This window comes from Rhodothermus marinus, assembly GCF_009936275.1.
In the GTDB taxonomy this organism is placed as follows: domain Bacteria; phylum Bacteroidota; class Rhodothermia; order Rhodothermales; family Rhodothermaceae; genus Rhodothermus; species Rhodothermus marinus_A.
This window is the reverse complement of the sequence record NZ_AP019797.1, coordinates 1,203,382-1,229,379: the sequence shown is the minus strand read 5'-3', so window position 1 is coordinate 1,229,379 and position 25,998 is coordinate 1,203,382. Positions and strand designations below refer to the sequence as shown.

19 protein-coding genes and 1 tRNA gene are annotated in these 25,998 nt (G+C 60.8%); 7 read left to right on the top strand and 13 right to left on the bottom strand.

Translation table 11 applies throughout. The features are described from left to right. Positions 1 to 138: 138 nt before the first annotated feature. Both GYH26_RS05425 and purE read left to right on the top strand, forming a co-directional pair. Positions 139 to 1,278, top strand: coding sequence for a 5-(carboxyamino)imidazole ribonucleotide synthase (locus GYH26_RS05425; protein WP_161540788.1), 1,140 nt, complete (start codon positions 139 to 141; stop codon positions 1,276 to 1,278). Between the two features lie 17 nt (positions 1,279 to 1,295). Next, a complete protein-coding gene (gene purE, locus GYH26_RS05420) occupies positions 1,296 to 1,811 on the top strand; it encodes a 5-(carboxyamino)imidazole ribonucleotide mutase (RefSeq protein WP_014067403.1) in 516 nt (171 codons plus the stop codon). Positions 1,812 to 1,817: 6 nt separating this feature from the next. Here the strand turns inward: purE and tyrS are convergent, their stop codons facing one another. The 9 genes from tyrS to GYH26_RS05375 all read right to left on the bottom strand — a co-directional run bounded on the left by tyrS (position 1,818) and on the right by GYH26_RS05375 (position 8,709). After that, the gene (gene tyrS / locus GYH26_RS05415) at positions 1,818 to 3,059 is read right to left on the bottom strand and encodes a tyrosine--tRNA ligase (RefSeq protein WP_014067404.1); all 1,242 of its coding nucleotides are present in this window, start codon (positions 3,057 to 3,059) and stop codon (positions 1,818 to 1,820) included. Positions 3,060 to 3,074: 15 nt separating this feature from the next. After that, on the bottom strand, positions 3,075 to 3,539 hold the full coding sequence (gene smpB / locus GYH26_RS05410; RefSeq protein ID WP_014067405.1) for an SsrA-binding protein SmpB: 465 nt from the start codon (positions 3,537 to 3,539) through the stop codon (positions 3,075 to 3,077). A 17-nt stretch (positions 3,540 to 3,556) separates the two neighbouring features. Beyond that, positions 3,557 to 4,393 (bottom strand): MqnA/MqnD/SBP family protein, encoded by an 837-nt coding sequence (locus GYH26_RS05405; protein ID WP_161540787.1) that lies wholly within the window; start codon positions 4,391 to 4,393, stop codon positions 3,557 to 3,559. Between the two features lie 132 nt (positions 4,394 to 4,525). Beyond that, a complete protein-coding gene (gene rplS, locus GYH26_RS05400) occupies positions 4,526 to 4,900 on the bottom strand; it encodes a 50S ribosomal protein L19 (RefSeq protein ID WP_161540786.1) in 375 nt (124 codons plus the stop codon). Between the two features lie 15 nt (positions 4,901 to 4,915). Beyond that, a complete protein-coding gene (gene trmD / locus GYH26_RS05395) occupies positions 4,916 to 5,635 on the bottom strand; it encodes a tRNA (guanosine(37)-N1)-methyltransferase TrmD (RefSeq protein ID WP_161540785.1) in 720 nt (239 codons plus the stop codon). Between the two features lie 26 nt (positions 5,636 to 5,661). After that, positions 5,662 to 6,201, bottom strand: a complete 540-nt coding sequence (rimM, locus tag GYH26_RS05390; protein ID WP_161540784.1) for a ribosome maturation factor RimM — start codon at positions 6,199 to 6,201, stop codon at positions 5,662 to 5,664. 38 nt (positions 6,202 to 6,239) lie between these two features. Further along, positions 6,240 to 6,809: a 30S ribosomal protein S16 gene (gene rpsP / locus GYH26_RS15645; RefSeq protein ID WP_161540783.1), complete on the bottom strand. Its 570-nt coding sequence runs from the start codon at positions 6,807 to 6,809 to the stop codon at positions 6,240 to 6,242. Positions 6,810 to 6,859: 50 nt separating this feature from the next. Then, on the bottom strand, positions 6,860 to 8,212 hold the full coding sequence (gene ffh, locus GYH26_RS05380; protein WP_161540782.1) for a signal recognition particle protein: 1,353 nt from the start codon (positions 8,210 to 8,212) through the stop codon (positions 6,860 to 6,862). A gap of 113 nt (positions 8,213 to 8,325) precedes the next feature. Next, positions 8,326 to 8,709 (bottom strand): carboxymuconolactone decarboxylase family protein, encoded by a 384-nt coding sequence (locus GYH26_RS05375; RefSeq protein WP_161540781.1) that lies wholly within the window; start codon positions 8,707 to 8,709, stop codon positions 8,326 to 8,328. Between the two features lie 9 nt (positions 8,710 to 8,718). Between GYH26_RS05375 and GYH26_RS05370 the strand changes: the two genes are divergently transcribed. Next, the gene (locus GYH26_RS05370; RefSeq protein WP_242006606.1) at positions 8,719 to 9,339 is read left to right on the top strand and encodes a 5-formyltetrahydrofolate cyclo-ligase; all 621 of its coding nucleotides are present in this window, start codon (positions 8,719 to 8,721) and stop codon (positions 9,337 to 9,339) included. 36 nt (positions 9,340 to 9,375) lie between these two features. Here GYH26_RS05370 and GYH26_RS05365 read toward each other — a convergent pair whose 3' ends face one another. After that, entirely contained in the window at positions 9,376 to 10,509 is a 1,134-nt protein-coding gene (locus GYH26_RS05365) for an RNA-guided endonuclease InsQ/TnpB family protein (RefSeq protein WP_161540780.1), read from the bottom strand. Between the two features lie 259 nt (positions 10,510 to 10,768). Here GYH26_RS05365 and GYH26_RS05360 point away from each other — a divergent pair, with 259 nt between their 5' ends. Together GYH26_RS05360 and GYH26_RS05355 are read left to right on the top strand one after the other, a co-directional pair. Continuing rightward, a complete protein-coding gene (locus GYH26_RS05360; RefSeq protein WP_174238071.1) occupies positions 10,769 to 11,497 on the top strand; it encodes a PspC domain-containing protein in 729 nt (242 codons plus the stop codon). Positions 11,498 to 11,634: 137 nt separating this feature from the next. After that, positions 11,635 to 11,708: transfer RNA gene (locus tag GYH26_RS05355), tRNA-Asp, on the top strand. 46 nt (positions 11,709 to 11,754) lie between these two features. On the opposite strand, the gene GYH26_RS05350 is transcribed toward GYH26_RS05355, so the two are convergent. Continuing rightward, a complete protein-coding gene (locus GYH26_RS05350; protein WP_161540779.1) occupies positions 11,755 to 16,389 on the bottom strand; it encodes a choice-of-anchor Q domain-containing protein in 4,635 nt (1,544 codons plus the stop codon). 237 nt (positions 16,390 to 16,626) lie between these two features. On the opposite strand from GYH26_RS05350, the gene GYH26_RS05345 reads away from it, so the two are divergent. Both GYH26_RS05345 and GYH26_RS05340 read left to right on the top strand, forming a co-directional pair. Continuing rightward, complete coding sequence (locus GYH26_RS05345) at positions 16,627 to 17,106, top strand: hypothetical protein (protein WP_161540778.1); 480 nt, start codon at positions 16,627 to 16,629, stop codon at positions 17,104 to 17,106. Then, complete coding sequence (locus GYH26_RS05340) at positions 17,103 to 20,570, top strand: M4 family metallopeptidase (RefSeq protein ID WP_161540777.1); 3,468 nt, start codon at positions 17,103 to 17,105, stop codon at positions 20,568 to 20,570. The genes GYH26_RS05345 and GYH26_RS05340 overlap by 4 nt, the downstream gene beginning before the upstream one ends. 43 nt (positions 20,571 to 20,613) lie before the next feature. Here GYH26_RS05340 and GYH26_RS05335 read toward each other — a convergent pair whose 3' ends face one another. Further along, positions 20,614 to 23,697 (bottom strand): PAS domain S-box protein, encoded by a 3,084-nt coding sequence (locus tag GYH26_RS05335; RefSeq protein ID WP_161540776.1) that lies wholly within the window; start codon positions 23,695 to 23,697, stop codon positions 20,614 to 20,616. A gap of 55 nt (positions 23,698 to 23,752) precedes the next feature. Continuing rightward, a complete protein-coding gene (gene ppk1 / locus GYH26_RS05330; protein ID WP_161540775.1) occupies positions 23,753 to 25,942 on the bottom strand; it encodes a polyphosphate kinase 1 in 2,190 nt (729 codons plus the stop codon). Positions 25,943 to 25,998: the final 56 nt, after the last annotated feature.

Below are 25,998 nucleotides of genomic sequence, written 5' to 3'. Positions count from 1 at the left end.
CTCGAACCGCTACCAGCGCTGAAGCTGCGCTTTTTCGCATCCTTTTGCAGAGTTCGCCATTGCACCCGGGGCGCCGGGCCTTGTATTTTGCCAGGGCCGTTTGGGGAAATTCTCGGAAGCGTAGAACGTCTGAAGGTGGTGCATACTCCGGTCATCGGAATTCTGGGCGGCGGTCAGCTCGGCCGCATGACGGCCCTGGCGGCGATCCGTATGGGATTGCGCGTGCGGTTTCTGGTGCCGAAGCCGGCCGGTCCGGCCGAAGGGCTGGGCGAGGTGATCGTGGGCGACTGGAAAGACCCGGACGTGCTGCGTCGCTTTGCCGAGGGCTGCACGGTGGTGACCGTCGAAAGCGAGTGGGCCCCGGCCGATGTGCTGGAGCCGGTGCTGCCCGAAGGCACCGCACTCTGGCCGAAGGCCGAAACTGTCCGGATCATCCGCGACAAGGGACGTCAGAAGCGTGTGCTGGCCGAGGCCGGCCTGCCACTGCCCGCGTTTGCCTGCTGCGCCACGCTGGAAGAAGCGCTGGCGGCGGCCGAACGGTTCGGCTATCCGGTAATGCTCAAGCGATACCGGGGCTCCTACGACGGCTACGGCAACTTCACGGCCCGCTCGCCCGAAGCGCTGAAGACCGGCTGGGCGCAGCTGGCCCAGGAAGACGGCCTGCTCGTCGAGGCCTGGGCGCCGTTCGTGCGCGAGCTGGCCGTGCTGGTGGCCCGGAGCCCGAGCGGCGAAGAAGTGATCTACCCGGTCGTCTACACGAAACAGGAGGATCACCGCTGCTATCTGGTTCAGGCGCCCGCCGAGATCGATCCGGCCGTGGCCGAAGAGGCCCGGCGTGTGGCCCGCGCCGCCGTCGAGGCCGTCGGCGGCATCGGCATCACGGCCGTGGAGCTGTTCGAGCTGGCCGACGGACGCATCCTGATCAACGAGCTGGCGCCGCGCCCGCACAACACCGGCCACTACACGATCGAAGGGTGCTACACCTCTCAGTTCGAAAACCACGTGCGCGCCGTGCTCGACTGGCCGCTGGGCTCGCCCGAACTGCGGGAGCCCGTAGCCGTCATGGTGAACATCCTCGGCCGGCGCAGCAGCGATCGGATCGACCTGCGCGGCCTGCCCGAAGCGCTCCGGATCCCCGGTGTGGCCGTGCACCTGTACGGCAAGATGCAGGTGCGTCCCGGCCGCAAGATGGGCCATGTGACGGCCACCGGTAGCGACCCGGAAGAGGTGCGCCGGCGCGCCGAAACGGCCGCCGACCTGATCGCCCGTTATCTCTGAACCAGCCTGCCGACACCATGCCTGCTTCCACCACACCGCTGGTCGGCATCGCGATGGGTAGCGAATCGGACCTGCCCGTCATGGAAGAAGCCGCCCATGTGCTCGAGGAATTCGGCGTACCCTACGAAATTCGCGTGCTCTCGGCCCACCGCACGCCGCACCGCATGCTGGAATACGCCCGCACGGCCCACACCCGGGGCCTCAAGGTGATCATCGCCGGGGCCGGCGGTGCTGCCCATCTCCCCGGCATGATCGCTTCGGCCACGCCGCTGCCCGTGATCGGCGTGCCCGTCCCCACCCGTCACCTGCAGGGACTCGATTCGCTGCTGTCGATCGTGCAGATGCCTGGCGGCGTGCCCGTCGCCACCGTGGCCATCGGACAGGCCCGCAACGCCGGCCTGCTGGCCGTACAGATCCTCGCCACGGGCGACCCCGAATTGCTGCAGCGGGTCGTGGCCTACAAGCAGGCCCTCATCGAAAAGGTCGAACAGATGGACGCCCGCGTGCAGGCCCGCTTCGCGCCGGAGTCCTGAGCCTCGTCAGGCCGGCTGCTGCGCCTCGTCCCACACCACCCGGGCAAAGCGGCGCTTGCCCACCTTGAGCACGAAGGGGGCCCGCTGCGCCAGGTCAATCTCCAGGTGCTCGTCGGTAACGCGCTCGCCGTCGATCGAGACGGCCCCCTGCCGGATCAGCCGCCGGGCCTCGCTTTTGGACGGCGCCAGTTCAGCCTGCACGATCAGGTTGACCAGCGCAATGCGCGTGCCTTCGTCCGGCGTGGGACGGAACGGCTCCAGATCTTCGGGCGCCTCGCCCCGGATGATCGTGCGCTCGAAATGCTCCCGCGCCCGGTTGGCTGCCTCCTCGCCGTGGTACATGCGCACGATCGTCCAGGCCAGCTCGTGCTTGGCGTTGCGCGGATCGCGCTCGGCGAATTCTTTTTTGGCCGGAAGCTCCTCGGTGGGGATGTCCGTGGCCAGCTCGAAGTAGCGATAGATGAGGTGATCCGGGATCGAGAGCACCTTGCCGTACATTTCCTCGGGCGGCTCGGTGATCCCGATGTAGTTGTCCAGCGACTTCGACATCTTCTCGACGCCGTCGGTCCCCTCCAGGATCGGCATGAGCAGGCATACCTGCGGCTCCTGGCCGTAGGCCTGCTGGATGTCGCGCCCCACGAGCAGGTTGAAGCGCTGGTCGGTGCCGCCCAGCTCCACGTCGGCCTGAATCTCCACCGAGTCCATGGCCTGGGCCAGCGGGTACAGGAATTCGTGAATGCCGATCGGCTCGCCGGCCCTGTAGCGCTTCTCGAAGTCGTCGCGCTCCAGCATGCGGGCCACTGTGTACTTGGCCGCCAGTTCGATCACGTCCCGGAAGGTCATCCGGCCGAGCCACTCCGAGTTGTAGCGGATGATCGTTCGCTCGGGATCGAGAATCTTGGCGGCCTGCTCGAAGTAGGTGCGGCCGTTGGCCCGCGTTTCTTCGAGCGTCAGCGCCGGCCGTGTCTTGGAGCGGCCGGTCGGGTCGCCGATCATCGCCGTGAAGTCGCCGATGATCAGCACGGCCTGATGGCCCAGGTCCTGAAACTGCCGGAGCTTGCGCAGTACGACGGCATGGCCCAGGTGCAGGTCGGGCCTACTGGGATCGCAGCCCAGCTTGACGATCAGCGGCTTGCCGGTGCGGTAGGAGCGCTCCAGCTTCTGGACCAGCTCCTCTTCCGGAATGATCTCGACGACGCCGCGGCGAATCTGCCGGAGCTGTTCTTCGACGGGTGGGAACGACGGCATGGGACTTCCGAAGGTTTATCCTCGACGACTTTTGAGTACCCGTTCCAGGCGACGCCGGGCTTCCCGCTCGGCGATGTCGGCGCGGCGGTCGTAGAGCTTCTTACCCCGCGCCAGTCCGATCTCCACCTTGGCCCGGCCGTTTTTGAAGTAGATCTTCAGCGGGATGATCGTGTAGCCTTTCTGTTGGGCGGCCTGCCCCCAGCGTTCGATCTCGCGTTTGTGCATGAGGAGTTTGCGGGGCCGGAGCGGATCGTGGTTGTCGTGCGTCCCGGTGTTCCGATAGGGCGAGATGTGACAGTTCAGCAGGTACATCTCGCCGTTTTCGACGGTGCAGTAGGCGTCCTGCAGATTGACCCGCCCCTCCCGGAGGGATTTGACCTCGGTGCCTTTCAGCACCAGCCCCGCCTCGAGCGTGTCTTCGATGTGGTATTCGTGGCGGGCCTTGCGGTTGGTGGCGACGATCTTGATGTTGTCCGGCATACCGGGCAGGGTCGGGTTCAGAGCAGGGGCACCTCGTCTTCGTCCTCCTCTTCGTCTTCCTCGTCCTCCGGGATCGTGTACAGGGGCAGGTCCGGGACTTCGTCGGTAATCTGGAAATAGAACAGATATTCCCGGAATTCCGTCAGGCTGGCCATGACCAGATCGTCAAAGCGAAGACGCAGATTTTCGAGAAAATATTCGTGCAGCTCGGGCGTCATCTCGCGGGTCTGCGCCCAGACTTCCCGTCGGGCTTCGGCCGCCTTCGCCAGTCGGCGGAGCGTTTTGACCAGAAGCGGGTTGCCCTCGCCCTTGCGTACGGCAAACAGGCCCCAGACCATCGGATAGTTGGCCAGTTCGTACCACTCCTGGCCCAAATCGAGCGTCAGCGCGCCGGTCTGCAGGGCGGGCACGTCGTTGCCGATCAGCAGACAGGCATCCTCCTCGCCGCCCAGCAGCTCGTCGCGCGTGGCGCCCTCGTAGGCGATCGGCTGGGGTGTCTGGCCGTAGTGTTCCTGAAGCACTACCTGCGCGATGAACGCCTCCTGCGCGTAGCGCGGATCCAGCGCCAGCGAATTCACCTGCAGAAACCCCTGGCGCAGCACGATCCGTGCGTAGGGGTACTTCCAGGAGGAAAGCGCCACGGCTGGTAGCGCATCGACTTCATCGTTGTGCAGCAGCACGTCGAGCGTAGGCACCAGGGCCACATCGACGTCGCCGTTCAGGAGACGCGTTAGCGCCTCCGGAGCCGGGCAGCGTTCCACTTCGAGCGCTACCGGCAGCTGCACGTTACCTGCTGTCAGCCCCGATACGAAAAACTCGGCCGGTAATGTATCCCAGATGGCCAGTCGCACCATAACGTCCCTGCTTCACCGGAAAGTTTGCGTTGATGCCAATAAAAACCGCCGGCCCGGCGTTCCGGTCGGCGGTTCGGGAACTCGTTCGTCGTTGTGTTAAACGCCGGCCCGGAGGACGGGCTCCATGGAGCCTTACTCCCGTCCTTCTTCCGGCGCAACGTAGCGCTTCTCCTTGATGCGGGCCGATTTGCCGGAGCGCTGGCGCAGGTAGTAGAGCTTGGCCCGGCGCACGTGTCCCCGGCGAAGCACCTCGATCCTGGCGATCTTGGGCGAGTAGAGCGGGAAGATGCGCTCCACCCCTACGCCGTTGGAGACCTTCCGCACGGTGAAGGTCTTGCGGGCACCACTGCCACGGATCGAGATGACCACGCCTTTGAACTGCTGAATGCGCTCTTTGTCGCCCTCCACCACGCGCACGTGCACGTTGACCGTATCGCCCGGACCGAACTCCGGGATGTCGTCCCGCAACTGCGTGGCCTCGACCAGGCGAATCAGTTCGTCCGACATGATGAATCCTCCGTTTTATTCGTCGTGGGTCGTTGACGATTCAAGTTTTTCGAGCAGATCCGGACGGCGCTGGCGCGTCTTCAGCAGGCGCTGCTCCTCCCGCCAGGCGGCGATGCGTTTGTGATCGCCCGAACGCAGCACCTCGGGGACGGCCATGCTGCGGAAGACGGCCGGCCGCGTATAGACGGGCGCATCCAGCAGCCCGTCCTGGAACGAGTCGGTCAGCGCCGACTCAGCATCGCCCAGCACACCTGGGATCAGGCGCACGATGGCGTCCACCACCACCAGCGCCGGCAGCTCGCCACCGCTGAGCACGTAGTCACCGATGGACAGCTCCATCGTGACCAGAGCATCCCGCACCCGCTGGTCCACGCCCTTGTAGTGTCCGGCCAGCAATACCAGGTGCTGGCAGAGCGACAGCCGATTGGCCAGCTCCTGGTTGAACACCTGGCCGTCGGGCGTCAGATAGATGACCTCATCGATCTTGTGTCCCTCGCGGGCCGCCTCTTCCTGGATGGCTTCGATGCAGCGAAAGATGGGCTCCGGCTTGAGCACCATGCCTCCGCTGCCCCCGTAGGGGTAGTCATCTATCTGCCGATGCCGGTCCGTGGTGTAGTCGCGCAGGTCGTGCACGCGGATGTCCACGAGCCCGCGCTCACGCGCCCGCCGGATGATGCTGTATTCCAGCGGCCCCCGGACCAGATCGGGGAATGCCGTCACAATGTCAATGCGCACGGCTTGCTGCTCCGTTTTGCCTCCCCTCAGTCCAGCAACCCTTCGATCGGGCGTATAACGAGCCGCCGGCCTTCAAGGTCCAGCTCCCGCACGAAGACTTCGACGTCCGGCACCATCGCATTGGGGCGGCCCGGACGGCCCACCACATAGATCAGGTGGGCGGGCATCTCCAGCACTTCGATGACGGTACCGACGGTCTCGCCCGCTTCAGTCTCCACCCGCAACCCGATCAAATCGTGCAGGAAGAACTCCCCTTCGGCCAGCGGGGGCAGGTCGGCCTGCCGGGCGTAAACCCGCAGCCCCCGGAGCGCCTGGGCCGCATCGCGATCGGTGACCTCGGCCACCTGCAGCAGCACGATCAGCCCGCGTCGCGTGGGCTGGTACTGCACACGCTCCAGACGCACCGGGCGGGCCGTCTCCGGCGAACGCCCGACGTAGATCGTCTCCAGCGTTTCAAAGCGCGTGGGATCGTCCGTTTCGGGAACCACCTTGAAGGCACCCCGGACGCCATGCGCCCGGGCCACATAGCCCATTAGCAGCAACTCGTCCGGATCTACCCGCTCCATGGTGTTCCCCTACCCCTACGATCGACTGTACGGCGTACTCAGGACGCCTTTTCTTCTTCGTCGCTCGCCGACTCCTCGGTTGCCGCTTCCGGTTCGGCAGGCGTTTCCGCTTCGGCTTCGGTGGCCTCGGCCGCAGCCTGCTGCTCAGTTTCGGCACGGGCTTTCGCCTCCGCCTCGGCCTGCTGCCGGGCCAGTTCCGCCTCCAGCTCGGCGGCCCGCCGCTCCTCTTCCAGCGCCGCCTGCTTCAGCTGCGCCACGGTCGGCTTCGCCTTCTTCATCAGCTTCTCGTACTGGAGGGCGCGGTGCTCGGCCACCGCCTGCTGGATCTCTTCCTCCGACTTGCCTTTGCGGCGCAGGTGCATGGCCAGCAGAATGCCCTCCCGCCGCAGAATGCTCTGCACCGTCTCGGTCGGCTGCGCCCCCCGCTCCAGCCAGTAGATCACCCGGTCGGCTTTCAACTCGACCGTGGCCGGCTCTTGCAGCGGATAGTAGCGCCCGAGATCTTCAATGAAACGCCCATCCCGCGGCGACCGCGCATCGGCCGCCACAATGGCGAAAATCGGAAGATTCCTCCGACCCAGTCGACGCAAACGTAGTCTGACCGCCATAGGCCGTAATCGCTCCCTGGTTTATTCCGTGAGGTTATCTTTAACTTCGGTTACAGTCTACCACCCAGCAACTGCCGCAGATCGACTGCCCGGCCCTTGCCCATCAGCTTGGACATCGACTTCATCATCTTGCGCATCTCCTTGAACTGCCGGAGCAGCTGGTTTACGTCACTGACCTCCATGCCGCTGCCCCGCGCAATCCGACGACGCCGACTTGCATCGATGATGTCCGGATTGCGCCGCTCTTCGGGCGTCATCGACAGAATCATCGCCTCGATGTGCTTGAAGGCGTCGTCGTCCACGTCCAGATCCTTGACGTAGCGCCCCAGGCCGGGGATCATGCCGATGAGCTCGCGCAGCGAGCCCATCTTTTTGATGCGCTGCAGCTGCTCGTAGAAATCTTCCAGATCGAAGTCGGCCGAGCGCAGCTTGCGGTGCAGCTTTTCGGCCTGGCGGGCATCGTACTGTTCCTGCGCGCGCTCGACCAGCGAGATCACATCGCCCATGCCCAGAATGCGCTGGGCCATGCGATCCGGGTAGAACGGCGTGAGCGCATCGAGCTTTTCGCCCGTCGAGGCGAACTTGATCGGTTTGTTGACGACCGAACGGATCGAAAGCGCCGCACCGCCGCGCGTGTCGCCGTCGAGCTTCGTGAGCACGACGCCGTCGAAGTCCAGCCGCTCGTTGAAGGCTTTGGCCGTGTTGACGGCGTCCTGGCCGGTCATGCTGTCGACCACAAACAGGATCTCGTGGGGCCGCACGGCCTCTTTGATCTGCTCGACCTCCTGCATCATCGCTTCGTCGATGTGCAGGCGGCCGGCCGTGTCGATGATCACAATGTCGCGGGCCGTGCGACGCGCCTCCTGCACCGCCTCGCGGGCAACGCGCACGGCATCCTGCACCACCTGCCCGTTCTCCTCGATGGAGTAGACGGGCACGTTGATCGAAGCGGCCAGCGTTTTGAGCTGCTCGACGGCGGCCGGACGGTACACGTCGGCGGCCGCCAGCAGCGGCGCCCGGCCCTTCTTTTTAAAGTAAAGCGCCAGCTTGGCGCAGAACGTGGTCTTCCCCGATCCCTGCAGCCCGGCCACCAGGATCACTGTCGGCGGCGTCGGGCTCAGGTTGATGTCCACCTGCTCCGAGCCCAGCAGCCGCACCAGTTCGTCATAGACGATCTTGACGAGCTGCTGGCCCGGCGAAACCGACGTCAGCACCTTTGTCCCGAGCGCCTTTTCCTTGACGCGCTCGGTGAACTCCCGCGCCACCTGATAGTTGACGTCCGCCTCGAGCAGGGCGCGCCGGATCTCCCGCATCGTCCCGGCAATGTTCAGCTCGGTGATGCGCCCCTGCCCCGAGACGGACTTCAGGGCTGCTTCTAATTTTTCGGTAAGGCTTTCGAACATAGTCAGATCTCGCCTGCTTACAGAAGCGAGAAAATAGGGTTTTCACGATCGAAATACAACGCACAAGCGCCGGGCAGGATCACGCGATTCCTTCAAAAAGCGGAATCGGCCGGTTATTCCGCTGGATTTTCACGGGCCCGCAGCAGGTCGAGCGTTTCGACGGCATGGCGCAGGTGCGGAATCACGATGGATCCACCCACGATCAGGGCCACGTTCATGGCGTCCAGCAGCTCTTCGTCCGAAAAGCCCAGCCGCACGCAGTTGATCAGATGGTAGTCGATGCAGTCGTTGCAGCGCAGCACCATGGAAGCGACCAGCCCGAGCAGTTCTTTTGTTTTGCGATCCAGCGCGCCGTCATGATAGGCGGTTTCGTCCAGATGGAAAAACCGCTTGATGCCCAGGTGATCGGCCTCCAGGATGCGCCGGTTCATGCGGGCCCGGTAGGCCTCGAACGCGGTCAGTCGATCTTCGGGAACCCCGTGCTTTTCTCTTTCCATAAGTTTATCTTGTCTTTGATCACCCTGGTAGCACCGCTCATGTCGCTCGACACCCTGCCGGTACAGATCAAAGAAACGCTCCGCAGACAGTTTCGGGCGTTTCGGGCGAGCCTGAGCGAGGAGGCACACCGCAGGCGCAGCCGGGCGATCGTGCGCCGCCTTCAGGAGCTGCCCGAGCTGCGCGAGGCCTGCTCCGTGCTGCTCTACTGGCCGCTGCTGGAGCGGCGCGAGATCGACCTGCGCCCTCTGGCCTCGTGGCTTCGAAGTCGAGGTAAGCTGGTGGCGCTGCCGGTCGTTGCCTGTACGGATCCGCCGAAGCTCGAAGCCCGCCGCTTCGACGACCCCTCGCGACTGGAGCGCGGCCCCTGGGGCCTGCAAGAACCCCGCACCGCCCCGCTCGTTCCGCCCGAAACGCTTGACGTGGTGCTCGTACCGGCGCTGGGCGTCGGACGCAACGGCTACCGGGTCGGCTACGGCAAGGGTTATTACGATACATTTCTACGAGAGCTCTCGGCCTGCACGATCTGTCCCGTCTATATGGAGTGCCTGGTCGATGTCGTGCCCCCGGAGCCCCACGACGTACCCGTGCAGGTCGTGGTGACGGAACAGGAGGTGATTCGTCGGTCTTGACATACTCCCACGGCTAAAGCACGTGGGATTTCGGGATCAAGCGGCGACAGCCGCCCCGGGCGGTCTTACGTCGCCTACCCCGAGGGAAGATGCCCCTTCCCTGCAAATGTTCACCGCCGCGTTCTTATCACGGTCGTGCACGATGCCGCACCGCTCGCACGTCCACTTGCGGTCTGCAAGACTGAGGTCCTTCTTAACCCAACCACAACAGGAACACCTCCTGCTGCTCGGGAAAAAACGGTCCACCTTCGCAACGCGAACGCCACGCTTCCGAGCAACATGCTCAAGAATAGCAACGAATTCCGCAAAGCCGAGGTCACTGACCTTACGTCCCCAGCGGCGCTTCATGCCCTCGATGTTCAGATCCTCAAGAGCAATGAAGTCGTAGCGCTCGCAGAGCGCATGGGCCGTCTTGAAGAACCAGTCCCGACGCCGGTTCGAGATGCGATCGTAGACCTTCGCAAGGCGGACGCGGGCTTTGCGGTAGTTGTTCGACCCCCGCTGCTTGCGGCTGAGCGCGCGGTGGGCCTTTCTCACCTCCTGCAGACCGCGACGGAAAAACTCGGGCGCGCGAATCTCTCTACCGTCGCTCAGCGTGAGGAAGCACTTCAGACCGAAGTCCAGCCCCACCGGACGCATTACCGCCTCGTGTGGGGCTGGCGTCTTCGGCTGTTCCTCTGCTGTGACCACACTGAAACAGATCCAGAGTCGCCCTACGCGGTCCCGCTTGATCGTGACAGTCTTGATCTCGCCTTCAATAGGGCGAGAGCGCACGAACTTGTAGGTGTGCTTGCCAATGCGAATCCGGTTACCTCCGGGGTACTTCCAGCCGGCCTGTTTCAGAGTAAACGAGGAATACCGCTCGCGCTTCTTGAAGCGAGGCCTTCCGGCCTTCGGCTCAGAGAAGAACCGCTGGTAGGCCCTGTCGAGCCGCTCGATTACGTCCTGCACGGCCTGTGACCCGAGCTTCTGCCAGTAGGGGTTGCGTCGGCGGAGTCTGGCGATGTGCTTCATCAGCCGGTTTGCACCGGGGTATTTCCCGTAGATCCGGTAGTAGCGTCGCGTCAGCGCCACGGAGTGGTTCCAGATGGAGGCGGCCACCTCGATCTGCTCGATCAGGTGCTTATCCCGCCTGGATCGATAGAGGCAATATTTGAACGTTCTGCGCATACCAACCACAGGATATTTTGTGTTGGTGACAACCGTATGTCACAGCCCTTCAGTATGTGCAAGCGACCTGGAACACGCAACTGTCTGACACACCCCCCTTGGTATGGCGATTTCATCCCACGACCGTGTGGCGACTTCATCCCACGACCCCAAGCCGTGGGCTTTCATCGCTCCCTACCTCACCACTAAATTGTAACTTATCGTCATGCCATGCGTAAGGCGCAGAGAAGACAGTCCATCAGCACCTGAAGCAACCGCAATGGCCACGCGCACGCGCTCCCACCCGATGCATTTAGAAGCCGAAGAGGCGGAGGCGCTGGAACTCGAGCAGCTCTCCGATGCCGAACTGGAGCAACTGCTGTTCGGAGACGAAAGCGGCGCCACGCGTCGGGATTCGGTGTGGAATCTGCCCACGGTGGCCGGACTGGCCATGCTGCTGGTGGGTGTGGTGTACGTGCTGCAGCAGATGGGACTCTGGAGCGGCGTGGACGTGAGCACGCTGGTGGGCTTTCTGCCCTGGGTGGCCGCATTGCTGATCATCCTGCTGGGACTGGGCGTGCTTTCCTGGCGGCCGCGCCGGCGTCCACGCCCGCGCAAAAAAGCCAGGCCCAGGCAGCAAAAATCGCTGGACGAGTTGTTCGATCAGCCCCGGAAGGTCTTCGAAGAGCTGCGCACCACGTTTTCTTCCGGTAAGTCCACTACAGCTCAGACGACCGCCGAAGCCACCACCACTTCGCCAGCGGAAACGAAGTCCAAACGCCTGGTCAAGTCGCGCGACCGGATGCTGGCGGGCGTCTGCGGCGGCATTGCCGAATACCTCGAATGGGATCCCACCCTGATCCGGGCGCTTTTCGTGCTGGGCGCCATCTTTTCCAGTGGCTTCCCCTTCATCATCGTGTACTTGATCCTGGCCTGGATCATGCCCGAGCCGGACCCGCTTGAAAAATCGAAGGACGACGAGCCACGCATTACCATTTTGCCGGAGTGAGCCGATTGGCCTGAAACTTTCGAACGTGCTGTGGCGTGTATCGTGCTGCTTCGGGCAGCCGCTGCAATCCACGGAAGCTTCAACGAGCACGGCTTGCCCGGACGTTCTTCGAGGTTGTAGTTTACAGTCCTGCAAGTGGTCCGGTAGTTCAGTTGGTTAGAACGCCGGCCTGTCACGCCGGAGGTCGCGGGTTCGAGTCCCGTCCGGACCGCTAAAAAGCATACAACCCTGGCCTTCAGGCCAGGGTTGTATGCTTTTTATTCCAGTTTTACCAGTCTTCCCTGAAAGCTTTGCGTTTTTCCAGAGTCGAGCCGAAGCTGCACCTGATAGATGTATAAACCGACCGCCAGGGACCCTAAATACAGCGGTACCTGACGCCGTGCGCCAGCCGACAACGCAGCCAAAGACCAGCGACGAACCTGTCGACCTAAAACATCATACAGCACCACCTGCGCTTGCGCACTCACGGGCAAATCCAGCACCAACACCACGTAATCAGAACGCACTGGATTCGGATAATGCCCATAGAAAGCCAGCGTGGTCGGCAGCTTTAGCTCTTCGATAGCTACAGGCACTTCACGCTCTACTGCGCCAGCATCGCAGGCATTCCCCTGGGGACGAGTCATCCCCCGCTGGTCCATAGTCACCAGGTTGTTGTCAAGGTCCGTACAGTCTGTTACTGCGTCAACGGCCGCGCTGCTTGGGCCAAGGAGGAAGATCGAAGCGAAGCCGTCGTCGTTAGCAAGCGGCTGCAGGTTAAGTTCATCGGCGCTGACCACCGTAAAGTCTGAACCGCATGAACTGTCGGTGGCGAAGTTAACACCGAAAGCGTTCAGCGTACCCGAGCCCGAGCAGTTGCTTGCTATGTTGTTAGCTATGATTGAGTTTTTGACTTGGACGGTTGATTCCGGCCCATTTTGGATTACACCTCCGCTGTTGTTCACAATGGTAACGAAACTGGCGTATATGGTCCCTCCCTCATTGTAGAGAGCTCCGCCGCCCACATTATCCGCAAAGGTACTATTGGTTATGATCACTCGGCCCGCATTGCGGATGCCGCCCCCTGAGGAGACGCCATCTGCACAGCCATTTCGTACTGTCACATTTTGCAACGTAAGACGGCCTCCGCTCTGGACATCGAAGATGCGGAATTCGCCCGTTTCGGTTTGGCTGTTGGCGTTACAGGTCAGCGACAGGTCGCGCTGCACCGTCGCCCCGTTGCCCTGAATGATGATATCTGCAATGATGTCCAGATCATCCTCAGCTGCTCCGTTTTCCTCTCCCACTGCTGCATCCAGCGACAGGTTATAGGCCTGCCCCGCCTGTAGCACAATAGTGTGAGGTCCCCCGCCCAGGGCATTCGCTTCCATTACCGCCGCACGCAGCGAACAAGCACCGTTACCGTCCGCGCAGATGCCGTCCCCAAGGGTGGCGTCCGTAGCATCATCGTTGCGGGTAACCTGGAATCTTCGAGCTCGCTCAGTTACCATAACTGTAAGGGGTTGCCAGCGAGCGATACTGCCTGAAATAGCCTGTATTTGTAGATTGTAGGTGCCCGGAGTTATATCGGATGCCGCCATCACCGTTGCAGAAACCACTATCGAATCAGTAAGCACCTGTACAGGCGCGGGATTGGTACTGATGATCGTAATACCCGGCACTCTCCTGCCACTTTGATCTACTAGCATCAGGCTCACGATTCCTGAAAAACCATTCTTCGGGGTAAGCGTAATCTGGAAGTTCTGCATACCGCCCTGCATAATGTGCAGATGGGTCGGATTCGGAGGCGAAAGCGTAAAGCCAAATTCAGGCGGTTGGGTGCATATTACAGGCGTTTCTATCGCTGGATTCTGATCGAATACGATCCGAGCGTTATTACAGGTATGCCAATCCGTCAGAAGCAAAGTGCGTGGCGCTATTGTAAACGATACGCTCCCATCACCTTCAGGAGGACGAACATTGGGCGGCAAAAATCCCGCAAAAGGATCCTTAGGCAGCTCCCCCGTTTCTGGATCTATGGACGTTAGCCGCCACGTTACCCGCGCCGTAACGGTATCCAGACCAGCCTCTATTTGCACAAGTAGAGGCTGGTCTGGACGAAGATCCAGCGTGGTACTATAGCTTTTCGCTCCAGGTGGCGGTGTCGCAGACCAGCGCCCGAACATGATAGGACCCAGCGCAAAAGTGCGCAGATCCATGTGCTCCGGATCAAGTTGATCCTCAATAACCACTTCCTGAGCTGGGGCTGTTGCCGTCTCAAGGTTTTCGAAAAATATCGTATAAGCCAGGGGTTCGCCTGGAGACGCTACGAGTGGACCGGCTTTATCGTTGGGATCCATGCTGCCTACAACACGCACCCTTCGCACTTTTCTTTTGATTTCATCCTCATATGCTTGTTTAAGAGCAGCATAAGCATAGGGTGCAATAAATAAGGTCTCAGAGGGCAGAGGTGAAGGTAATTCTTCTACGAGCCCATCAAGCCGAACAAACCCTTCATACCCTTTATAAACGTTTCGGGTAAGCCCCGAGAGTCCCAGTTCTTCTGGAGAGCCAAACAACCAGCGCACATCCCCAGAAGCCACCCAATTGCCCAGTTGAACAACTCCGAAAGTGTGCTCGCCAACATCATCCATACCTTCTCTTGTCTGCAATAGCAAATCGAATTGAGCAACTGGTTGCTGCGTATCAAAGAGGCTGAAAGTATGAAAACCAACAGACAGATCAGCCTTTCCTAAGAAGTTTGGAGGGTCAACCAAACTGCCTTCGCTAGCCGGGTTACAGGCAAGCACACGTGATACGGATCCCAAATATTCATCAATTAAAATCTCATTTATTTTATTTCCAAAGCTTTCACCAATCATTATAGTCCGATCAGGCGGGATATATCCGGCCTCTTTAAAGTCCACTCCCAGAACATTACCACCCAACCCACCAAATCCACTATTCCGCAGGTCATTTCGAAGTAAACTAGCAGCTGGCGGAATGCCGTTTGCTCCTACCCACCATGGATCCGTTTTCCATCCATTAATTGAACTGATTGTAGCTAAAGGTGTCCAGTTGAGAATAAACACATTACAATCAGGACACTGCTGTTTCACTGCAACACCTAATTTCACGAATCGGTCTTCTGGATTATTAATATCCATGCCACCGAGGCCATGTGTTATAATAACAGCTCGGCTTGGATTTTCCGTAATGGATCCTACCGCATAAATACCCAAACCGCTTTCTCTGGTAGAGAGATACTCGATCTCGATATCAGAAATGGCACTATGAAAAGACAATGTTTTGGGGGCGCTCAGAGTGTCATCCAACAGGACAGACCATACAGCGGCAACAGAAGCAAAGGCCAGTGCTTTATCGACCTCCAGTGGTTTACCTTGCCCGCGAGATCGCAATAGAAACTGCAATACACTATCCCATGAACTACCAGCCATTTGCTGTAATAAGTATCGAGCCTTCTGCCACGTTTCTGGCGAAACCGCTCGTGGTGGGGGGAGTGCTTCCCAGGGAAAATTGCTCCCTGAAACTTCAAACATACGGGCCTGTAGTTCCAGTTCACCAGGCATATTGGGCGCTTCCACAATAACGGGTAAGGTCCATGACTGACCTGCTCCCAGAGAAAGCGCCTCACCCATCAGAGACCCTGCAAGCAGAACAAGCTCCGATCGTGGGATGTCGAACACGTCTGTTTGTAACCAGGCCTGTTCATCCCCCGAAACGCTCAGAAAAATCAACTTGGCGCTTGTATCGACCGTCCCGCTGTTCCCGTAGAAGATGTTAATACGCTGCGCCCTCCCCATACGGAATACTTCTCGGCTAGCGACATCTAACCAGGGAGTTGCTGTGCGACCACTTCCTTGGGTAATGGTGAAGGCCCCTCGCAAAAACGTGTACGTTGTATCTGGATTGTTAACGTGGATATCATATACACCAGGTAGTTTTCCCCTTAAATCAAAAGAGATCTGTACGGTACTGGAACCTTCAGTAGAAAAGATTCCAAGATTCTGACCAGGTATTTCTCCACCCGGACCATCCAGATAGATAGAAGCTCCCTCCTGGACGTTACAACAACCGAGCGTTACAGTGACTGAACCTATATTAGCACCCTGTATCGGGAACAAACTTGTGATTCGGGGCCAATTTCGACAACGTCCAATTCCGGCACAACCTCTGAAACAGTCTGCATCCAGACAGTCCACGAGGCCATCCCCATCATCGTCGCGATTATTTTCACAGTTCTCTCCACATTCTCCAACGCCAGCACAATCAGCATCCTCGCAATCTATCAAACCATCACGGTCATCGTCTACTCCATTTCCACATTGTTCTGGAACAATACTTCCCCGAAAGATGAAAACCACATCGTCATAATCTCGATCTCCACCTCCGTATAGATCCTCAAAACCTACGATCGCTTCGCCTTCGGCTATGAATTCTACAGCTGCATGCGGAATCCCGTCAGGATTGCGTTCTCCAGGACCCATTTTGAAAGTCCACCCCGTCTCTCGAACGACAATTCCAAACACCAATTCCACACCAGGGTCGAATGGCCCCAGATTAACGACAAGGCCTGCATCACGATTGGTGGCAATAAACTGAGGCGGCCCAGGTTCAAAAAGCCACAACTCACTGGTGTAGAAGGCGATGCCTGCTGGAGCAACCTCTACCTGCACTTCGCCGCCTGCGGAAAACAGCTGTCCTCCAATCACACGATCCTGATGGGCACCTGCAACCGCTATGCCTGACGCTTTTTCTTCCAGAAAAGATGCTGGCGTATAACCAACCCCTGTGTTAAGGGCGCCGGCGGCGGCGATCGCTATCAGTGCCAGCCCAATGATCCTTTTTGCGCAAATTTTGTGCACTACTGTGCCCGCTTGATCCATCTTCATTGCACACAGAAATTTTCAGAAACAGCCCAATGCCAACTTTAGCAACCTGCACTTGCGCCGTCAATCACCCGAACGGGGGATGGCCTGAAGGAAAGCGCAGCACTTTGGCCAATCATTACCGAACCGAAACGGCCTGAATTCTGGTCGTAAACTGCTCCACTCGTCGCGCCGGCTGGCTCTGCTTCCGCTCAATGCTGAAAATCGGAAACCCATCCCTCCCCCGAACGGGTGATTGTGATGCCAGAACACCGTGGTTACCTTTCGTTGCGGTTGCCGGGCGATGAAATTGTCTTCAGATTCCACGAACCGATGTGCAGATTACTTTTGCTCGTGCTTCTGCTGAGCACCAGTTCCTGTCGCAGCACGAAGCCCTGGCTTTCCTGGGGAGAGGGCGGCGGCTTTACCGGGCTGCAACAGGGCTACACCGTCTGGCGTGACGGCACCATCGAAATGTGGCGCCAGAGCCCGGGGGATCCTCCTCAAACCCGAACCCGGGGCAAACTGCGTCGAACACAACGACAACAGATCGAAGCAGTCTACAGACAATTACAGACACTCCCGGCTTACAACTCCCCCGGCAATTACAGTCGCTTTATCCGCCGATATACGTCCCGCGACACAGCGCAATGGGTCTGGAGTCCATCCGATACCCATGCGGTCACGCGCACGCTTCAGATGCTCTATGAAATGCTAAACCAGAATGTCCGGCAGCCATGAAGCGCACACGATGCTCTTTTCTGGCAGGGGCCCTGCTGCTTCTGGTACTTCCCCTGCAGGCTACGGCCCAGAAATCGCTACGCGATGGACGTCCGTTGCCGCCGCTGCCCGAACGGCTGGACTTTCCGCTTATCGAAACCTCGCAACAACTCCAGCAGCTACTCGCGCAGCCGCGTGGTTCGCTACTCCGCTACGGCCGCCCGGTTGGTCGGCTGACGTTTCGTACGCTGCCGGGCAAAAAGCCAGTCCGTTTGCAACAACTGGAGGGGCCAACAATTCACCGCGCTCCCAATGGCACCGTTCGCTGGATGAGCGGTCGCCTGGACCAAGTGGCCGGTAAGCGCGCACAGGATGTATCTCGACAGGTCATGGACTTTCTCCAGCGTCATCGCCGACTGTTCGGGCTGGAGAACCCGCGCGAAGAATTACGCCTGCAGGATGTCAGTCGGGACGCGCTGGGTTATACCCACTTGCGCTTTGAACAACGCTACCGGGGCTACCCGGTCTGGGCGGCAGAGCTACGGGTGCATGTGGATGCCGGAGGTCAGATCTATGCGGTGAACGGCACCTATGAACCCACACCCAGCGGGCCATCTGCACCAACGCCCTGGCTGACCGCCGCCGAGGCCTATGAGCAGGCCGCGGCCGATCTGCGGCGAAAAGGACGCTGGCAGCCTCCCGGTCCGGCACTTCGCGACGCGCTGGGGCTCGACGAACAGCCGCCTCAACTCGTCTGGTACCGTCATCAGGAAAGCGGATGGCGGCTGGCTTACGAGGTGGACATCCGTCCCAACTGGGTGGAACGTTACACCTACCTGATCGACGCCCAAACAGGCCAGATTCTGCACACTTTTGCCAACTACTGTACCCTCAGGCCGACCGAACCCGGCGCCATCCCGGACGCACCGGAGATTGCCTATACCCCATTACCCAGCCTGCAGGGCCAATTCGTCGATGCGCAGGCGCAGGATGTGCTTGGCAATACCCGCACACTGCGGGTTTATTACGATCCTGCCTCCGGCTACTTTATGATCTGGGATCTGCCGTCCTTAGACCTGAGCGGCTCACGCCTGCCCGATTCGCCTAAAGGCGGTGCCATTGTACTGAATGCCGGAAACCGCGACCTGAATCAAAACACCAACCTGATCCCGGTCTCGTCCTCGAACAATACCTGGAGCGACCCGGTCGCCGTCTCGGCTCACTGGAATCACTATCAGGCCTTTACGTTTTTCCACACTCAGTTCGGGCGGAATGCCATCGATGGTCAGGGGGGCACCATCCTGTCGGTCATTCACGTGACCGACGGCGGCCGTCCCATGGACAATGCCTTCTGGAACGGGCGCGTCATGGCTTATGGAGACGGAGACCGTGAATTTCTTCCGCTGGCCGGTAACCCCGACGTCGGCGTGCACGAGATGGCTCATGGCGTTATCGAACACACGGCGAATCTGGTCTATCAGTTTCAGTCCGGTGCCCTCAATGAATCCTTTGCCGACGTCTTTGCCGCGCTGGCTACCGGCGATTTTCTGATGGGTGAGGGCATCGTGCGCCCGGAGACCGGGAAGCAGGCCCTGCGCGACCTGAAAAATCCCGGCGGCGATCACGTCCTGAGCCGCCAGCCCGCCCATATGTCCGAGTATCGCAATCTGGATATCAATCAGGATAACGGCGGCGTACACATTAATAGCGGCATTCCGAACCGGGCTGCAGCGCATATCATCGAACAGATCGGATCTGAAAAAGGCGCCCGGATCTACTACCGGGCGCTGAGCCAGTACCTGACGCGCAACAGTCAGTTCGGCGACCTGCGGAAAGCCGTCGAGCAGGCCACAAAGGACCTGTACGGCGAAGGTACCGAACTACAGGTCGTGCGCCAGGCTTTTGATATGGTCGGGATCACGCCGGAGGTGGGCCAGGGCGGCGATCAGGGTAACGATATACCCGCGCCGCAGGTACAGAGCTCGCTGATTTTCTTCGTGCTCTGGGATCCCTGGTTCTATCAGTACGAAGGAGAAATCGGTCTGATCGATATGACCGATCCGAATAATGTGCAGCTCGGCGTGATCGACGTCGTACAGGCGCGCTTTACCCAGTACGATGATGGAAGCCTCGATGTCGCCCAGCTCTCGGGCACCCGGGACGGTAGCTCCCTGTGGTTTGTCAACCCCGAAGGCTATCTGACGGCGATCGACCTGAACAGCGGAGAGATCTACGAATTCGACTTCTATCTGGATCAACCCGGCGATCTCTGGAACGCCTCGATCAGTCCGGATGGAGGAATCGCCGCCATTGTTTCTGCCCACGAGAATGACGCCACGCTGTATTTCTGGGATGGTGAAACTGTCTATCAGCTCCCGCTGGAGCCTACCAGCACGATGTACGTGAAGGTGAAAACGATTGCCTATCCCGACGTGGTCAACTGGTCGCCCAACCCTGCCGTCCCCCGCATTGTGTTCGACGCACTCAATCGCATCCAACTGGGCGGTCGTCCTTTCAGCTACTGGTCGGCCTACGAAGTCGATTTTTCCAGCGACCAGATCTACACGCTGCTGCCGGCCCAGGAACCGACTATCAGCATCGGCAACCCGATCTACTATCCGTTGAATCCGGATCTACTGGCTTTTAACCTTGTCGTGAATGATACCATTGACGTGGTGCTGGCCGACTACGAGCAGGGGAAACTTCTGGTTGCCGGCTTTCCTGAGCGTACCAAGGGTGTGGTTATCGATCCACTACGTCCCTGCTTTTCTCCAGATGGGAATTTCCTGATGGTCACCAGTCCCCGGAACGGCTGGATCCTGTTGGACGATGGCCAACAGCTTGGCTACCTCAGCGTATCCGAAACGTTCTCAGCGATCCCGTTCAACGCGGTCTGGCTCGGACAGCTTGGCCCATCGCGCCAGAATCGCCCTCCGGTCGCCTCGCTTCAGACAGACACCACCGTTGGGCTGGCTCCGTTAACCGTGACCTTCGATGCGTCGGGATCTTCTGATCCCGACGGTGATGCCCTGAATTTCCGCTGGGATTTCGGCGATGGGGCCACCGGTAGCGGCCCACGCCTTACCCATACGTTTCAGACGCCGGGGCAGTACATGGTACGGCTGACGGTGGTCGATGCCTGGGGTGCCGTCGCCTACGACTCGGTGGCCATCGAAGTGCGCCAGGCTTTTACAGAGGCCGAACGGGCCGAAGTTGTGCCCGCTACCTTTACGCTGCGCGCGCTGTATCCTCAGCCGGCCCGACGTTTCCTTTCCTTGCATGTGGGCAGCCCTGAGGCCGGACCGATCCGCCTGCGCCTGTACGACCTGACAGGGCGTCTCGTCTGGCAGGAAACACACGAGGTCACGCGAGGCTGGCAGCGGCTACACCTGCAATTGCCGACACTTGCCTCCGGACTCTATCAACTGGAATTGCAGCAACAGTCGCACGTGATACGGCGTGCGCTGGTGATCGATCGGAATTAACATCAGGGCGGGGCTGATTCGAAGCCGGTTTGCCGGCTTCGAATCAGCCCTGCTGCTCGTCGGCAAACGGTAGCAGGATTTCGAAGCGCGTCCCTTTGCCGGGTTCGGACTGCACCGTGATCTGGCCGCCCATCAGGTCGATCAGGCGCTTGACGATGGCCAGGCCCAGACCCACCCCCTGGTGTTTCTGCTCCAGCCCTTCGTGCTCCTGCCGGAACGGCTCGAACAGATGCGGGAGAAATTCCGGGCTGATGCCGCAGCCGGTATCTTCCACAACCAGCCGGATCCTTCCCTTCTTTCGGCCGAGCTCGACGCGCACGTAGCCTTCGTCGGTGAACTTGATGGCGTTCGAGAGCAGATTGACCAGCACCTGATGCAGCCGGTTCGGATCAGCCCGGGCCATCAGGTTTTCCTCGGCGTGTAGTTCCAGCTTCAGCCCCTTCTCCTCGGCCAGGGGCTGCATGAGTTGCACGGCCTGACGGGCCACGTCCACCACATCGGTGGGGTGCAGCTTGAGCTCCAGTCGGTTGGCTTCGATCTTGCTCAGGTCCAGGATGTCGTTGAGCAGCATCAGTAGCCGCCGCGCCGAGCGGTCAATAATGTTCGTAAATTCGCGCAGGTCTTCCTGCTGGCGGGCCTCCAGCTCTTCGTCAAGCAGCTCAGCAAAGCCCAGAATGGCGGTGATCGGCGTGCGGATCTCGTGGCTCATGTTGGCCAGAAAGGCCGATTTCAGACGGCTGGCCTCTTCAGCGCGTTCTTTGGCTTCCTTCAGTTGCCGCTCGGCTTCCACCAGTTCCGTCACGTCGGCCATCAGGCCGATGTAGCCGATGTGCTGCCCGTGTTCATCATAGAGCAGGTCGATGTGCACCTCGTCCCAGAAGCCCGAGCCATCTTTGCGGTAGTGATACAGCCGGGCACGTGCCGGCCGTCCGCGCAGCAGGCGCAGCCGCATACGCCGGAGCGTGTCGCGGTCGGTTTCCGGGCCGTGCAGCAGGTGCTCGATATTCTTCCTCAGCACCTCGTCGGGTCGGTAGCCGGTCAGGCGCGTGAAGGCCTCGTTGACCCACACCACGTTGCCCATCGTGTCGGTGAGGGCCACGCCTTCGGTGATCTGTGCCACCACGCGGGCCAGCCGCTCCCGTTCTTCCTGGAGCTTTACCTTGGCCATGCCCACGCCGGCCAGGTGGGCCAGCCGGGCCACGACGGCCTGCTCATCAGGCGAGGGACTGCGCACCCGGTCGAAGCAAAGACCCAGCACGCCCAGCAGCTCACCCTTGCGCCCGAAGAAGGGCACGGCCCAGCAGGCACGAAGGCCCTGCGCCAGCGCCTGCTCCCGAAAGGCTCCCCAGCGCGGATCGTTTTCAATGTCGGCAACCCAGACCGGCCGACGGCTGAAGGCGGCCGCGCCCAGCGATCCCTGGTTGGAGCCGATGAGCTGGCCGTCGAAGAGTGCCCAAAACGATTCAGGAAGCTCCGGTGCGGCGCACAGGTGGAGCCGCCCTTCGTCGTACATCCAGACCGAAGCGCGGGCACCCTCAATGAAGCGCTCGGCCACCCGGCAGAGCCGCTCACAGAGCCTCTTACGGGAGGCACCGGAGACGAGCTGTTCCAGAAACAGCCCCTCCTCCTCCAGCAGCGCCTGCAACCGCCGCAGCTCGGTGATGTCGCGGGCGATGCCAGCGATGAGCCGAATGCGGCCGTCCGGATCGGGAACGGGCACAAGCTGCGTCAGCCAGGTACGGCGGCCGGCCGGCAGATCCAGCGTCTCCTCGTACTCGATGGGATGGCCGGCTTCCAGGCAGCGCCGGTAGTTGCCCGTTACGTGGGCCACGATGTCGGGTGGCAGGATTTCGTTCAGCGGTCGGTTCCAGAGCATTTCGGGCGTGAGCCCGGTCTTGCGCTGATGTGAGGGGTTGGTCGCCTCCACCAGAAACCGGCCGTCGTCCGTGACGCGAATCCAGAAGATGGCGTCTTCCGTGTGTTCGTAGAGTCCCAGGTACCGCCGGCGCTGCTCCAGCAGCTCGGTCACGTCGATCAACGTGCCCTCGATGCACTCGGTGCCGTCCGGCTCCTGCACCAGCAGCGCGTTCTCCAGTCCCCAGAGCACGCGGCCGTCCTTTCGGCGCAACCGAACCTCATAGTTGACGAGTCGGCCCTCCCGGCGCAGCGCCTCCAGAAAGCGCGTGCGATCAGCTTCTTCCACGTAAAGAATGCTGGCCGGACGGCCTTCCAGTTCGGAGGGATCGTCGTAGCCCAGCATGCGGGCCAGCGCCGGGTTGACGCGCAGGATTCGACCGTCCACCGTGGTCCGATAGAAACCGGCCACGCTGTGCTCGAACAGACGGCGGTAGCGGGCCTCGCTCTGTTTCAGTTTCTCGATGGCCCGTACCTGCTCGTCGATGTCCAGCACCGTGCCCAGGATGGCCGGCCGCCCCTTATAGATAAAGCTCTGTCCCCAGACTTCTACCCAGACCTGACCTCCATTTTTACGTCGTCCTCGGAACCGATAACGAACCGCTTTTTCTTCACCAACAACGCGACGTCGGATGTTTTCGACCACCAACGGACGATCTTTCTCTGCGATAACTACGGTCACAGGTAATCCCACAAGCTCCTCAGGTGTGTAGTCGAATATGGCGGCCCCTCGAGGGTTTACCATGGAAATACGACCATCTTGCAGGAGATAGATACCAACCAGATTGGTTTCAAAAAGCGTTCGATAAAAAGCCTCTGTTTCAGAAAGACGTTGGAGATCACGTAGATCATGGAGAACGCACTGGAGCAGTTTGCGTCCACTAACTTCCACGACCCGGGCCGAGAGAGCGACAGGGATCCAGCTGTCGTCGGCATGTTGCACGATCAGCTTACGTGTCTGAAGTGTACCGCTCTCAATGGCCTCACGGAATTTTTTTCGATAGGAGGCGGCAAGTTCAGCCGGACACAGCTCATCCAGATATACCTGACACAGCAACGCTCGTTCGTAGCCGAAAAGCCGCTCAGCCGCCGGGTTGGCATCCAGAATCCGGCCTGTTTCGGCGTCTGCGATCAGAACGGCGTCTCGAGTCGCTTGGAAAAGGGCGCGGTAAAGAGCTTCGTGATTTAGCGCCGACGCCTCGCGCACTTCCATACAGACATCCTGTTACGCTCCATTTCTTGACATTTAAGCAAATGTTATTCCCAGGTCAAACAGGTTTGTGTACCCGTCCACGCACTATCAACTGCTCCTGAAAGCCCAATGCTTCCTCGCCTTCGCGGGGCCTGCGCAGGACGTACCGGCCGTCGGGCTGCAACTCCCAGGCCGTGCGGTGATCTTCCAGGGCCAGCTCCAGCAGACGCGTCAGCCGCCGCCGGAGTTGCGGGTCTTCGACAGGCGCCAGCACCTCGACGCGGTCGTCCAGGTTGCGCCGCATCCAGTCGGCGCTGCCGATGTAGATGAGTGGATCGCCGTTGTTGTGGAAGTAATAAACGCGGCTGTGCTCCAGAAAACGCCCGACGATACTGATGACCCGAATCGTTTCGCTGTAGCCCTTCAGACCGGGGCGGAGCCGACACGGCCCGCGCACGATCAGATCGATGGGCACGCCGGCCTGCGAGGCGCGGTACAGCTCCTGAATGATGCCGACGTCGTCGAGGCCGTTCATCTTGGCGATGATGCGGCCGTTGCCGTGCTGCTGGTGATGCGCCACCTCCTGGCGGATGAGCCGCACCAGCGCCGGACGCAGATCGCGCGGCGCCACCAGCAACTTCTGGTACTGCTGCTCGGGCGCAAAGCCCGTCAGGAAGTGGAACAGGTTGACCAGATCGCGACCGATGTCTTCGCGGCCGGTCAGCAGCCCCAGATCGGCGTACTGGCGGGCCGTTTCCGGATTGTAGTTGCCCGTGCCGATGTGGCCGTAGGTGCGCAGCCGGCCGTTTTCCTCGCGCACCACCAGCGTCACCTTGGCGTGCGTCTTCAACCCGACGAGCCCGTAGGTGACGTGCACGCCGGCCCGCTCAAGCTGCTGACCCCATTCGATGTTGTTCGCTTCGTCGAAGCGGGCCTTGACCTCGACGAGCACGGCCACCTGCTTGCCGTGCTCGGCCGCCCGCATGAGCGCCTTCATGATGGGCGAATCGCTGGAAGTGCGATAGAGCGTCTGTTTGATGGCCAGCACGTGCGGATCGTCGGCGGCTTCTTCGAGAAAGCGCTGCACGCTGGCCGCAAACGACTCGTAGGGATGATGCACGAGCACGTCGCGCTGCCGCAGGATGTCGAAAATGGTCACCCGATCCTGCGCTTCGCCTTCGTGCACGAGCGCCGGGGGAATGATGGGCTCCCAGGGTTCGTAGCGAAAGGCCGGAAGGTCCAGTTCGGCCAGCGCCTGGCAATCGCCCAGGTCGATCGGACCGTCCACCTCGAACAGGTCTTCCGGATCCAGCTCCAGTTCCTCCATCAGGAGCTGCCGCACCCGATCCGGCATGGTGTGCTCGGCTTCCATGCGCACCACGGGCGCAAAGCGCCGCTCGCGCAGCTCCTCGGCGATCATCGCGATCAGGTCCTCGGCCTCCTCTTCAGCGCGTCGGACGTCCGCGTTGCGCGTGATGCGGAAGGCCCAGGCGCCCTGCACTTCCATACCCCGGAATACCTCGGGCAGGTGGTGTCGCACCACTTCTTCGAGCGGTACGAAGTGCAGCGGCTTTTCGAGCGGCACCCAGCGTCCGCGGTCGGTGGGCACTTTGACCCGGGCAAAATGCTCGGTGCCCTGCTTCGGATGGCGCAGCAGCACGGCCAGCGACAGGCTCAGGTTCGAAATGAGCGGAAACGGATGGCCGGGATCGACGGCCAGCGGCGTCAGCACCGGAAAGATCTGTTCTTCGAAGTAACGGGTCAGGTAGCGCCGCTGCGCTTCGTCGAGCTGCTCGTAGTCGAGCACATGCACGCCGGCTTCACGGGCCAGGGCCGGCCGCAGCTCCTCGCGCCAGAGGCGGTACATGCAGTCGTACATGGGCCGGAGCGCCTCCCGGATCAGGCGGAGCTGCTCGGTGGGCGTGCGGCCGTCGGGCGAGAGCTGGCGCACGCCGGCGGCTTCCTGGCGCTTGAGGCCACCGTAGCGCTTGCGGAAAAACTCGTCGAGGTTGGTCGAGGTGATGGCCAGAAAGCGAACGCGCTCCAGCAGGGGGACGCGCGGATCGAGCGCCTGAAAGAGCACGCGCCAGTTGAAGTCGATCCAGCTCAGCTCCCGGTTGAAGTACAGGCGCGGATCGTCCAGTGGACGGCCCGGCGGCACAGGCCGGGGACGGGTCGCCTGCGGCACGGCAAACGCAAGGCGGTCCGACGGCCGGCCGTCGGTGCGGATCGTCTCGGAAGCAGTGCCTGTTGCCGTGCGGGCCATCCCCGATCTTCCGGGTAGCGTTTGATCGAAGGGTTACCGGGGCATGTACCCGGAGA